9 protein-coding genes are annotated in these 12,647 nt (G+C 74.0%); all 9 read left to right on the top strand.

Going from position 1 to position 12,647, the window contains the following annotated elements; translation table 11 throughout:
* On the top strand, positions 1 to 494 hold a 494-nt coding region (locus ONA70_RS28855), incomplete at its 5' end, for a DALR anticodon-binding domain-containing protein (RefSeq protein WP_265009641.1).
* Positions 495 to 500: 6 nt separating this feature from the next.
* Positions 501 to 1,886 carry a diaminopimelate decarboxylase gene (lysA, locus tag ONA70_RS28850; RefSeq protein WP_265009640.1) on the top strand — a complete coding sequence of 462 codons (1,386 nt, stop codon included), beginning with the start codon at positions 501 to 503 and terminating at the stop codon, positions 1,884 to 1,886.
* Positions 1,883 to 3,208, top strand: coding sequence for a homoserine dehydrogenase (locus ONA70_RS28845; RefSeq protein WP_265009639.1), 1,326 nt, complete (start codon positions 1,883 to 1,885; stop codon positions 3,206 to 3,208). The genes lysA and ONA70_RS28845 overlap by 4 nt, the downstream gene beginning before the upstream one ends.
* Before the next feature lie 115 nt (positions 3,209 to 3,323).
* The gene (thrC, locus tag ONA70_RS28840) at positions 3,324 to 4,373 is read left to right on the top strand and encodes a threonine synthase (RefSeq protein ID WP_265009638.1); all 1,050 of its coding nucleotides are present in this window, start codon (positions 3,324 to 3,326) and stop codon (positions 4,371 to 4,373) included.
* Positions 4,374 to 4,490: 117 nt separating this feature from the next.
* Positions 4,491 to 7,751 carry an efflux RND transporter permease subunit gene (locus ONA70_RS28835; RefSeq protein WP_265009637.1) on the top strand — a complete coding sequence of 1,087 codons (3,261 nt, stop codon included), beginning with the start codon at positions 4,491 to 4,493 and terminating at the stop codon, positions 7,749 to 7,751.
* 186 nt (positions 7,752 to 7,937) lie between these two features.
* A complete protein-coding gene (locus ONA70_RS28830) occupies positions 7,938 to 8,747 on the top strand; it encodes a polysaccharide deacetylase family protein (RefSeq protein WP_265009636.1) in 810 nt (269 codons plus the stop codon).
* Positions 8,748 to 8,768: 21 nt separating this feature from the next.
* Entirely contained in the window at positions 8,769 to 10,013 is a 1,245-nt protein-coding gene (locus tag ONA70_RS28825) for an MFS transporter (RefSeq protein ID WP_265009635.1), read from the top strand.
* A 183-nt stretch (positions 10,014 to 10,196) separates the two neighbouring features.
* Positions 10,197 to 11,135, top strand: coding sequence for a homoserine kinase (thrB, locus tag ONA70_RS28820; protein ID WP_265009642.1), 939 nt, complete (start codon positions 10,197 to 10,199; stop codon positions 11,133 to 11,135).
* A gap of 293 nt (positions 11,136 to 11,428) precedes the next feature.
* Positions 11,429 to 12,647 (top strand): Rho termination factor N-terminal domain-containing protein (locus tag ONA70_RS28815; RefSeq protein WP_265009634.1); only part of this gene is annotated, 1,219 nt, incomplete at its 3' end.

The following is a 12,647-nucleotide window of genomic DNA, read 5'->3' as shown; positions in this document are numbered from 1 at the left end:
ACGCGATCGGCGTGGACGCGTCCCGCTACGCGCTGGCCCGCTACTCCAGCGACTCGCCCATCGACATCGACGTCGAGCTGTGGACCCGGGCCACCCGCGACAACCCGGTCTACTACGTGCAGTACGTCGCCGCCCGGACGGCCAGCGTCGGGCGCAACGCCGCCGAGGTGGGGCTGACCCGGGGCGACGCCGCCGCCTTCCACGCCGAGCTGCTCTCCCACGAGAAGGAGAACGAGCTGCTCAAGGCGCTGGCCGAGTTCCCCGCCGTGGTGTCCTCGGCGGCCGAGCTGCGCGGCCCGCACCTGGTGGCCCGCTACCTGGAGCGGCTGGCCGGGGCCTATCACCGGTTCTACGACAACTGCCGGATCCTGCCGCGTGGCGACGAGGAGGCCAGCGACCTGCACCGGGCCCGGCTCTGGCTCAACGACGCCACCCGGGTGGTCATCGCCAACGGCCTGCACCTGCTCGGCGTCTCCGCGCCGGAAAGGATGTAACAACACATGCGCGCGCACGAAGCCGGTGCCCTGCACAGCGAGCTGGGCACCCGGGGGCCGGCCTGGCTACGTACCCCGGTCGACGTCAACGCCCTGGTCCCGCAGCTCTGGCCGCGCAACGTGGCGCGGGCCGAGGGCGGCGCGCTGGCGGTCGCGGGCCTGGACGTCCGCGACCTGGCCGCCGAGTACGGCACCGCGGTGTACGTGTTGGACGAGGACGACCTGCGCTCGCGTTGCCGCGAGTTCCGGGCCGCCTTCCCCGACGCCGACGTCTACTACGCCGGCAAGGCGTTCCTCTGCCGGGCGGTGGTCCGCATGATCGCCGAGGAGGGCCTGTTCCTCGACGTCTGCACCGGCGGCGAGCTGGCCACCGCGCTCTCGGCGGGGATGGAGCCGGCGCGGATCGGCTTCCACGGCAACAACAAGTCGGTGGCCGAACTGACCCGGGCGGTGGACGCCGGGGTGGGCCGGATCATCGTCGACTCGTTCGCCGAAATCGACCGGCTGACCGCGCTCGCCCGCGAGCGTGGGGTACGCCCCAAGGTGCTGGTCCGGGTCACGGTCGGCGTGGAGGCGCACACCCACGAGTTCATCGCCACCGCGCACGAGGACCAGAAGTTCGGCTTCTCGCTCGCCGGCGGGGCCGCCGCCGCGGCCGCCTTCAAGATCCTCGACGAGGACGTGCTGGAGCTGCGCGGCCTGCACTCGCACATCGGCTCGCAGATCTTCGACGCCAGCGGCTTCGAGGTCTCCGCCCGCCGGGTGCTCGCCCTGCAGGCGCAGATCCGCGACGCCCGCGGGGTGGAGCTGCCCGAGCTGGACCTCGGCGGCGGCTTCGGCATCGCGTACACCACCCAGGACGACCCGGCCGCGCCGCACGAGCTGGCCAAGCGGCTGCGCAAGATCGTCGACGGCGAGTGCGCCGCCGAGAAGCTGGCCGTGCCGCACCTGTCCATCGAGCCGGGCCGGGCCATCGTCGGGCCGGCCGTGTTCACCCTCTACGAGGTCGGCACGGTCAAGGACGTGGACGGCCTGCGGACGTACGTGAGCGTCGACGGCGGGATGAGCGACAACATCCGTACCGCGCTCTACGACGCTTCCTACTCGGCGACGGTGGCCAACCGCACCTCGACGGCGGAACCGCTGCTCGCCCGCGTGGTGGGAAAGCATTGTGAGTCCGGGGACATCGTGGTGAAGGATGAATTCCTGCCCGCCGACGTGCAGCCCGGAGATCTTGTCGCGGTGCCCGGCACCGGGGCGTACTGCCGGAGCATGGCCAGCAACTACAACCATGTCCCGCGGCCCCCGGTCGTCGCCGTCCGCGACGGTCGGGCCCGGCTGATCGTCCGCCGGGAGACCGAAGAGGACCTGCTCGCATTGGACGTCGGATGACCTCACCAGTTCGCTTGGCGCTGCTCGGCTGCGGCACGGTCGGCAGCGACGTGGTGCGCCTGCTGCACGAGCAGTCGGCCGACCTCGCCGCCCGGATCGGCGCGCCGCTGGAGATCGCCGGCATCGCCGTACGCCGGCTCGGCCGGGACCGCGGCGACCTGCCGGTCGACCCCGCGCTGTTCACCACCGACGCGCTCGGCCTGGTCAAGCGGGACGACGTGGACATCGTGGTCGAGGTGGTCGGCGGCATCGAGCCGGCCCGCGGCTGGCTGGTCGAGGCGCTGCGCGCCGGCAAGAGCGTGGTCACCGCGAACAAGGCGCTGCTCGCCGAGGACGGCGCCACGCTGCACGACGCGGCCGCCGAGGGTGGCGCGGACCTCTACTACGAGGCCAGCGTCGCGGGTGCCATCCCGCTGCTGCGCCCGCTGCGCGAGTCGCTGCACGGCGACCGGATCAACCGGGTCACCGGCATCGTCAACGGCACCACCAACTTCATCCTCTCCGCCATGGACGCCACCGGCGCCGGCTTCGCCGAGGCGCTGGAGGAGGCCACCGAGCTGGGGTACGCCGAGGCGGACCCGACCGCCGACGTGGAGGGCTTCGACGCCGCCGCGAAGGCCGCCATCCTCGCCTCGCTGGCGTTCCACACCCGGGTCACCGCGGCCGACGTCCACCGCGAGGGCATCACCGAGGTGACCGCCGCCGACGTGGCCAGCGCCAAGGCGATGGGCTGCACGATCAAGCTGCTCTGCATCGCCGCCCGGGGCACCGACGCGGCCGGCCGCGAGACGGTCAGCGTCCGGGTGCACCCGGCCATGATCCCGCTGGCCCACCCGCTGGCCGGCGTCGGCGACGCGTTCAACGCGGTCTTCGTCGAGGCCGAGGCGGCCGGGCAGCTGATGTTCTACGGCCGGGGCGCGGGCGGCGCGCCGACCGCCAGCGCGGTCCTCGGCGACGTGGTGGCGGTGGCCCGCAACCGCCTCGCCGGGGTGCACGCGGCCAGCGAGTCGGCGTACGCGGACCTGTCGGTGCGGCCGATGGGGGAGGCCCTCACCCGCTACCACATCAGCCTCGACGTGACCGACCGGCCGGGTGTGCTGGCGGCGGTCGCCGGGGTCTTCGCCCGGCACGAGGTCTCCATCGCCACCGTGCGGCAGGGCCCGGCCGGGGGCGGCCCCGCCGGCCGGGGTGAGGACGCCGAGCTGGTCATCGTCACCCACGTGGCGTCGGACGCCGCGCTCGCCGCCACCGTACGGGAGCTGCGCGGGCTGCCGATCGTCCGCTCGGTGACCAGCGTGCTGCGGGTCGAGGGCGGGGACTAGCGCCGGCGTCCCGCCTGATGGTTAAGCGGAGGCGTGCCGGCGGCCGGTCGGGAAGGCTGGTCCACCCTGGGATGGGCCCCGACGCTGCCGGGGCGGGAGAGGCGAGGAGAGCGACATGTGGCGCGGTCTGATCGAGACGTACCGGGACCGGCTGCCGGTCACCGACGCCACCCCGGTCGTCACCCTGCACGAGGGGAACACCCCGCTGCTGCCGGCGCCGGTGCTCTCCGCCCGGGTCGGGGCCGACGTCTGGCTCAAGGTCGAGGGCGCCAACCCGACCGGGTCGTTCAAGGACCGGGGCATGACGGTCGCCGTCTCCAAGGCCGTCGAGGCCGGGGACAAGGCGATCATCTGCGCCTCCACCGGCAACACCAGCGCCTCCGCCGCGGCGTACGCGGCCCGGGCCGGGATCACCTGCGCGGTGCTGGTGCCGCAGGGCAAGATCGCGCTGGGCAAGCTGGCCCAGGCGCTGGTGCACGGTGCCCGCCTGCTTCAGGTGCAGGGCAACTTCGACGACTGCCTGGCGCTCGCCGGCAAGCTCGCCCAGGACTACCCGGTCGCCCTGGTCAACTCGGTCAACATCGACCGGCTGCACGGGCAGAAGACCGCCGCCTTCGAGATCGTCGAGGCGCTCGGCGACGCCCCGGACATCCACTGCCTGCCGGTCGGCAACGCCGGCAACATCTCGGCCTACTGGATGGGCTACTCCGAGGACCGGCGGGACGGGAACGCCACGAGGACCCCGAAGATGTACGGCTTCCAGGCGGCCGGGGCGGCCCCGATCGTGACCGGGCAGGCGGTGCCGGAGCCGTCCACCATCGCCACCGCGATCCGGATCGGCAACCCGGCGAGCTGGACCAAGGCGATCGACGCCCGGGACGCCTCGGGCGGCCTGATCGCCGCCGTGACCGACCGCGAGATCCTGGCCGCGTACCGGCTGCTGGCCCGCGAGGTGGGCGTCTTCGTCGAGCTGGGCAGCGCGGCCAGCGTGGCCGGCCTGCTCCAGCAGGCCGCCGCCGGGAAGGTGCCGGTCGCCTCCACCGTGGTCTGCACGGTCACCGGGCACGGCCTCAAGGACCCCGAGTGGGCCATCTCCACGGCCCCCGCCCCGCTCACCATCGCCAACGATCCCCTCGCCGCCGCCCGCTCCCTGGACCTCGCCTAACCCACACCCCCCACCCCCTGATCAACCCGAGTGGGGTGGGTGGTGCGGGGTGGGGTGATCGGGTGGGGGAGACTTTGGACACCTCGTCGACCCCCAATCCAGGAGTGAGCCACGCCGATGTCGCTGCTCGCCAGATTCAGCCTTGCCAACCGCGGACTGGTCGCCCTCATCGCGCTGGTGACCGCGGCGTTCGGGGCGTTCGCCGTGCCGTCGCTGAAGCAGCAGCTGCTGCCGTCCCTGGAGCTCCCCGCCGCCTCCGTCGTGGCGGTCTACCCCGGCGCCGCGCCGGAGATCGTCGAGTCCCAGGTCACCGAGCCGATCGAGAACAGCCTTCAGGGCATCCCGGGGCTGGAGAAGATCACGTCCACCTCCCGCGAGGGCTCGGCCACCGTCCGGGTGCAGTACGAGTTCGGCACCGACCTGGACGACGTGGTCAACAAGATGCAGACCGCGTTGAACCGGATCGACGCGCAGCTGCCCGAGGGGGTGGACCCGCAGGTCCTCACCCGCAGCACCGACGAGATTCCGGCGGTGGTGGTCGCCGCGACCGGCGGCGGTGACGAGCAGGCCCTCGCCGAGAAGTTGCGCAGCACGGTCGTACCCGAGCTGGAGGGCCTGGACGGGGTCCGCGCGGTCACCGTGACCGGCACCCGCGACCAGGTCGTGCTGGTCACCCCCGACCCGGCGAAGCTGGCCGCGGCCCGGCTGGCCCCCGCCGCGATCGCCCAGGCGCTCAAGACCAACGGCATCGCGCTGCCGGCCGGCGCGGTCGCCGACGGCAGCCGGTCGCTGCCGGTGCAGGTCGGCACCCCGGTCCGGAGCGTGGACGACCTGCGCGGCATCGTGCTCGCCACCGCTCCGGCCGCCCCGGTCCGCCTCGGCGACGTGGCCAGCGTGCAGGAGCAGCTCGCCCCGGCCACCGGGTTCACCCGCACCAACGGCAAGCCCAGCCTGGGCATCACCGTCACCGCCACCCCGGACGGCGCCGCGGTCCGCATCTCGCACGAGATCCGGGACCGGCTGGACGACCTCAAGGCGGCCTCCGGCGCGGAGCTGACCGTGGTCTTCGACCAGGCCCCGTTCGTCGAGCGGTCCATCGACAGCCTCACCACCGAGGGCCTGCTCGGCCTGCTGATGGCGGTGGTGGTGATCCTGGTCTTCCTGCTCTCGATCCGCTCCACCGTGGTCACCGCGGTGTCCATCCCGCTGTCGGTGCTGGTCGCGCTGATCGTGCTCTGGGCCGGCGACTACTCGCTCAACCTGCTCACCCTCGGCGCACTGACCATCGCCGTCGGCCGGGTCGTCGACGACTCCATCGTGGTGCTGGAGAACATCAAGCGGCACCTGGAGTACGGCGAGCCGAAGCGGGAGGCCATCCTCGGCGCGGTCCGCGAGGTGGCCGGCGCGGTGACCGCCTCCACGCTGACCACGGTCGCCGTCTTCGCGCCGATCGCGTTGGTGGGCGGCCCCGTCGGGCAGCTCTTCGCACCGTTCGCGATCACCGTGACGGTGGCCCTGCTCGCCTCGCTGCTGGTGTCGCTGACGGTGATCCCGGTGCTGGCGTACTGGTTCCTGAAGCCGCCGCGGGCCGGGGCCGACGACCCGGCGGCCCGGCGCGCCGCCGAGGAGAAGGAGCTGCGCAGCCCGTTGCAGCGGGCGTACCTGCCGGCGATCGGCTTCGCCACCCGGACCTGGCGCACCCGCTGGGTCACCGTGGGGCTGGGCCTGCTGGTGCTGCTCGGCACCTTCGGCCTGGCGCAGGCGCTGGAGACCAACTTCCTGGACGACTCCGGCCAGGACACCCTGAGCATCCAGCAGGAGTTGCCGGCGGGCACCGGGCTGGCCGGCACCGACCAGGCCGCCGCGACGGTCGAGGCGGTGCTCGCCCGGACGAAGGGCGTACGCACGTACCAGGTCAGCGCGGGCGGCAGCGACCAGCCCTGGGCGGGCGAGGGCGGCAACAACACCGCCGCCTACTCCGTGGCGCTGGACGAGGGCACCGACGCGGCGGCGGTCAAGCGGACCCTGCGCCGGGAATTCGACGCCCTCGGCGCGGAGGCCGGTGAGCTGAGCTTCGGCGCCGGGCACGGCGACGCCTCCGCCAACCAGCTCGAGGTGGTCGTGCAGGCCGCCGACCCGGAAACGCTGACCCGGGCCGCCGAGGCCGCCCGCGACGCGATGGCCGGTACGCCGGGCGTCGAGGACGTCGCCACCAGCCTCGCCACCCAGGTGCCCCGGGTCGAGGTGACCGTGGATCGGGTCGCCGCGGCGCGGGCCGGCCTCACCGAGGCGGCCGTCGGGCAGCTCGTGGCGCAGGCGTACCGGGGCGCGCCGCTCGGCCAGGTCAACCTCGACGGCGGGCCGCGGAACGTGGTGCTCAGCACCGGCACCCGGCCGCCGCTGAGCGTGGCCGAGCTGCGGGCGCTGCCGGTGGGCCGGGTCAAGCTGGACGACATCGCCGACGTCAACCAGGTTGACGGCCCGCAGCAGGTGACCCGGATCGACGGCGGGCGCAGCGTCTCGGTCACCGGTACGGCCACCGGCTCCGACCTCGGCGCCACCACCCAGGAGCTGCAGAAGCGGCTGGACGCGCTGGACGTCCCGGGGGCGACGTTCACCGTCGGCGGGGTCAGCGCCAACCAGAAGGACGCCTTCGCCGACCTGAAGCTGGCCGTGCTGGCCGCGATCGCGATCGTCTTCCTGATCATGGTCGGTACGTTCCGCAGCCTGACCCAGGCGCTGATCCTGCTGATCTCGGTGCCGTTCGCGGCCACCGGCGCGATCGCGCTGCTGCTGGCCACCGGCACGCCGCTGGGCGTGCCGGCGCTGATCGGCGTGCTCATGCTGGTCGGCATCGTGGTGACCAACGCGATCGTGCTGCTCGACCTGATCAACCAGTACCGGGCGCAGGGTATGGGCGTCGCCGAGGCGGTGGTCGAGGGCGGCCGGCGGCGGCTGCGGCCGATCCTGATGACCGCGGTCGCCACCGTGTTCGCGCTGCTGCCGATGGCCTTCGGGCTCACCGGTGAGGGCGGCTTCATCTCCCGTCCGCTGGCGATCGTGGTGATCGGCGGCCTGATCAGCTCGACGTTGCTCACGCTGATCCTGGTGCCGACCCTCTACACGATGGTGGAGCGCGCCAAGGAGTCGCTGCGCGAGCGGCGGTTCCACCGCCGGGGCACGCCGGCACCGGCCATGGTCCCGGCTCCGGTCCCGAGGCCGGTCCCGGCCACCGTCGGCGGTGGCGCGGCCCCGGCCGAGGCCACCGAGCCGCCGGCCCGTCCGGCCCCGTCGGCCGCCCTGCTCGACGGCACGGACCAGTTCGAGGTCCTGCGCCTGCCGAAGAGTCGCCGCAGCCCCCTCCCACCCACCGAGTAACCCGCACCCTTCCGCCCCAGGGCGCTGATGCCCGGAAAGAGTGGCCGTTCCGGCGCGGACGGCCACTCTTTTCCGTCCATGAGGGGGCCAGCGGGCCGGGTGGAAGGCGGTACCGTGAGTGAGCTGACACCTACTGCGGGTGTCGGGACCCCCGAGTGGGGCGGCCGGCGGCGTGGAAGCGGGGGCATGGCGGACGGCGTGGGGCGGTGGGGGCGGCGTGCGGTGCTGCGCCGTACCGCCCTGCTGGCCGGTGGTGCCGCGCTGGGCGCCGTGGCCACCGCCGAGTCGGCGTGGATCGCCGACCGCCGGCTCCCGCTGGCCGGCGGTCCGGCCAGCGCCACCCTGGGCAGCCGGCAGCAGCAGGTCGGCTCCGGCGCGGTCGAGGTCACCTGGGGGGTACGCACCGCCCAGCGCCTCGTCGCCCTCACCTTCGACGACGGTCCCCGGCCACAGTGGACGCCCATGGTGCTGGACACCCTGGCGAAGTACGGCGTCCCGGCCACCTTCTTCCTGGTCGGCCAGCGGGCCCGGCAGCACGCCGCGCTGGTGCGTGACCGGCTGTCCGGGCACGAGGTCGGCAACCACAGCTGGGCCCACCACGACCTGGCCCGGATGGACGCCCATGCCGCGTACGACGACCTGAAGCGCAGCCACGACGCGATCGTCGAGGCGACCGGGGTGGCACCCCGCCTGCTCCGCCCGCCCTGGGGGCACCTGGGCGGGGCGGTGCTGCACGCCGCCGCCCGGCTGGACTACCGGCTGGTGCTCTGGACGCTGCAGATGGTCGAGGGGGAGTTTCCGCACGACCCGACCGGCCACGCGCGGCGGATCGTCGCCGACGTCCAGCCCGGCACGATCCTGCTCGGCCACGACGTCGGCACCGAGCAACGCCTCGTCGCGCTCCGTGGGCTGCCGGACATGATCACCGGGCTGCGGGCCCGTGGCTACACCTTCGTCACCGTCTCGCAGATGCTGAGCCGCGCCGCCGTGGTCTGACCGGCCCGGTAGGGTTCCCGCGTGTCACCCACCGTCTCGGTCCTCGTCCGCAATCGCGACTTCCGCAATCTCTTCCTCGCCGAACTGGTGGTGTTCGGCGCCGACTGGTTCGTCATGGTGCCGCTGCTGGTGCTGCTGCCAGCGCTGACCGGCAGCGGGGTGTGGGGCGCGCTGGTGCTCGCCGTGGACACCGGCACGACCGCGCTGCTGCTGCCGTACACCGGCACCATCGCCGACCGGTTCGACCGCCGGAAGATCATGATGGTGGCCAACCTCGGCGCCCTGGCCGGCATCCTGCTGCTGCTCGGCGTCCGCAGCGCCGGGACGGCCTGGCTGGCCCTGGTGGCGATCGCGGCGGTGGCGGTGGCGAAGGCCTTCTACTCGCCGGCCGCCCAGGCCGCCCTGCCCAACGTGCTCGACCCGGCCGACCTGGCCGCCGGCAACGCCGTCGCCGGCTCCGCCTGGGGCACCATGACCGTGGTCGGCGCCTCGCTCGGCGGCATGCTGAGCGCCGCCTCCGGCCCGTACGTCAGCTTCTGGGTGGCCGCGGGTGCCCTGGCGGTGGCGGCGGGCCTGGCCGCGCTGATCCGCCGCCCGTTGCAGGCGCCCCGTGACCCGGCGGTGGCGATCCCGCGCACCTGGGCGGCCATCCGCGAGGCGCTCGGCTACATCGCGCACCGGCCGCGGGTGCTCGCGCTGGTCACCGTGAAGTCGGCGGTCGGCCTGGGCAACGGCGTGCTGACCGTCTTCCCGCTGCTCGCCGGGGTGTACGGGGTCGGGGCGATCGGCACCGGCCTGCTCTTCGCCAGCCGGGGCGCGGGTGCCCTGGTCGGCCCGATCCTGATGCGCCGGGTGCTGACCAACCGGGCCTGGCTGCTCACCGGCCTGGCGCTCTCCATGTCCCTGTACGGCCTGGCGTACGTCGGCGCCTCGGTGGTGGACTGGTTCCCGCTGGTGCTGGCGCTGGTCTTCCTGGCCCACTTCGGTGGCGGCAGCAACTGGGTGATGTCCAACTACGCCCTGCAGGGCGAGGTGCCGGACCGGCTCCGGGGCCGGGTCTTCGCCACCGACATGATGCTGGCGACGCTGGCCATCTCGGTCAGCCAACTGGTGGTGGCGCTGGTGGTCGACGCGGTCAACGAGCGGACCGTGCTGGCCGGCTGCGGCCTGGTCACCGTGGTCTACGCAGTGGGCTGGCGGTTCGCCACCCGCCGGCTCTCGCTCACCGAACCGGCGGTGGAGCAGGAGCCCTCGCGCGCCGCCTGACCCGCGGTCCATCCGGATAACACGTCGGAATCCGGACGAACCTCCGCCTTGCCGGCCCGCGGCCTGGGCCCGGCCTCGCACCGGCATGATCGACAGGACCCGGCCTCGTGGAGACGCGCCATTCCCACGGGCCGGGCGAACCGGCCGGCTGTCGGCCCGGCGTCCTAGCATGAGCCGGTGCCGATGACTTTCACCTCCGGCCCCGTACGGGTCCGGGTGCCCGCGACCAGCGCGAACCTGGGCCCGGGCTTCGACGCGCTCGGGTTGGCTCTCGGGCTCCACGACGACGTGGCGGCCGAGGTGACCTCCGGCGGCGTACGCGTGGTGGTGTCCGGGGAGGGCGCCGGCGAGCTGCCCGACGGCGACACCCACCTGGTGGTGACCTCGATGCGGGCCGCGTTCGACGTGCTCGGCGCGCAACCGCCGGGGCTGGCCCTGGAGTGCGTCAACCGGATCCCGCAGGCCCGTGGCCTCGGCTCCTCCTCGGCGGCCATCGTGGCCGGCGTGCTGCTGGCGCGGGCATTGGTGCCGGACGGCGCGGCCCGGCTGGACGATGCGGCGGCGCTGCGGCTGGCCGCCGAGATCGAGGGGCACCCGGACAATGTCGCGCCCTGCCTGCTGGGTGGTTTCACGGTTGCCTGGACCGAGCCGGCCGGCGCCCGGGCGGTTTCCCTACCCGTCGCCGACGGCGTGCGTCCCACCGTCTTCGTGCCCGGCGAGCGCGGTCTGACCGCCGTCGCCCGGGCCGCGCTGCCGGCCACCGTGCCGCACGCCGACGCGGCGTTGACGGCCGGCCGGGCAGCGCTGCTGGTGCACGCGCTGACCGCGGATCCGGCGCTGCTGCTGCCGGCCACGGTCGACCGGCTGCACCAGAACTACCGGGCACCTGGCATGCCGGCGACGGCGGCCCTGGTCAGTGCGCTACGTGAGGCCGGTGTGGCGGCTGTGGTGAGTGGGGCGGGCCCGACCGTGCTGGCGTTGACCGAGGTCCCGGCGGGATTCGCGGCGGGAACAGATTGGCGGCGCTGGGAGTTGCTGGTAGACGTCAGCGGTGCCTGGGTCACCCGGGGTAGACTTGGACACGCCGAGCGGGACCCTGTTGCCGCAGGTCGCAAGAGTTGATTACGCTCTAGGCAGCACAGCCGCGAAGCATGCGATCTCCTGCGGGTCGGCGCACCCCCGAAGCTCTCGGCGGTCAGCCCGTCACCCCTGCCAAAGGCCCACGCCGCACCGCAGTTTCCACAGGTCGCCGCAGACGGCGAGACCTGCTCACCGATCTCGGTGAGTCGGGAAACCGACCGGCTGCTGTGTTACAGACTCCCGCGACGCGTCCATGCGAGGCGGGTGCACCGAGGCCGCCCGGCCACCTGTTCCACGACTCCGGGCAGTCCCGGCCTATCGAGGGAAGGAATCCATTGAGCGACACCACCGACGTGACGTCGGATGTTTCCAACGTCGCTGGCGATGCCACCACCGCCGCCCCCACGCGCCGCCGGCGCAGCGGCACCGGCCTGTCGGCGATGCTGCTGCCAGAGCTGCAGAGCCTGGCCGCGTCGCTCGGTATCTCCGGTACGGCTCGTATGCGTAAGGGCGAGCTGATCAGCGCGATCACCGAGCGGCAGGGCGGCGCCGCCGCCGGAACCCCTCGACCGCGAGCCGAGGTCGCGGCCGCGGCCGCGACCGCCCGGGAAGAGGTGCACGCCGAGGTACGCGAGGAGCGGGCTGAGGCCGAGCGGCGCCCCGCCGCCGAGCAGGCGCCGGCCGCCGAGCCGACCGAGGGCCGTACCCGGGCCCGCCGGGGCCGGGCCGCCGCGAGCGCGGAGGCACGGCCGGCCGAGACGCGCGCCGAGGAGGCGACCGCCGAGACCGGCGAGCGGCCCGAGCGCGGCGAGCGCGGCGAGCGGCCCGAGCGCGGCGAGCGGGCCGAGCGCGGCGAGCGGGCCGAGCGCGGCGAGGGCCGCCGGGAGCGCGGCGAGCGTGCGGAGCGGGCCGAGCGTGGTGCCGAGCGGACCGAGCGCGGTGAGCGGACCGAGCGCGGTGAGCGGGCCGAGCGCGGTGAGCGGGCCGAGCGCGGTGCCGAGCGGGCCGAGCGCGGTGAGCGGGCCGAGCGCGGTGCCGAGCGGGCCGAGCGCGGTGAGCGGGCCGAGCGCAACGAGCGTGGCGACCGCAACGACCGTGGTCAGCGGGCCGAGCGCGACAACGACGGCGACGAGGACGGCGAGGGCGGCCGGCGTGGCCGGCGCAGCCGGTTCCGGGACCGTCGGCGTGGCCGCGGCGAGCGGGCCGAGGGCGGCGAGGGCGGCCGCGAGCCGCAGGTCGGCGAGGACGAGGTGCTTGTCCCGGTCGCCGGCATCATCGACGTGCTCGACAACTACGCCTTCGTGCGGACCACCGGCTACCTGGCCGGACCGAACGACGTGTACGTCTCGATGTCCCAGATCAAGAAGTACGGCCTGCGCCGCGGTGACGCGATCACCGGTGCCGTGCGGGCCGCCCGCGAGGGCGAGCAGCGGCGCGACAAGTACAACCCGCTGGTCCGCCTGGACACCATCAACGGGATGGAGCCGGAGGAGGCGAAGCGCCGTCCGGAGTTCTACAAGCTCACCCCGCTGTACCCACAGGAGCGGCTGCGGC

The organism is Micromonospora yasonensis, from assembly GCF_026013475.1.
GTDB lineage: Bacteria > Actinomycetota > Actinomycetes > Mycobacteriales > Micromonosporaceae > Micromonospora > Micromonospora yasonensis.
Note: the sequence above shows the minus strand (reverse complement) of the source record. Positions and strands in the feature narration are given on the sequence as shown.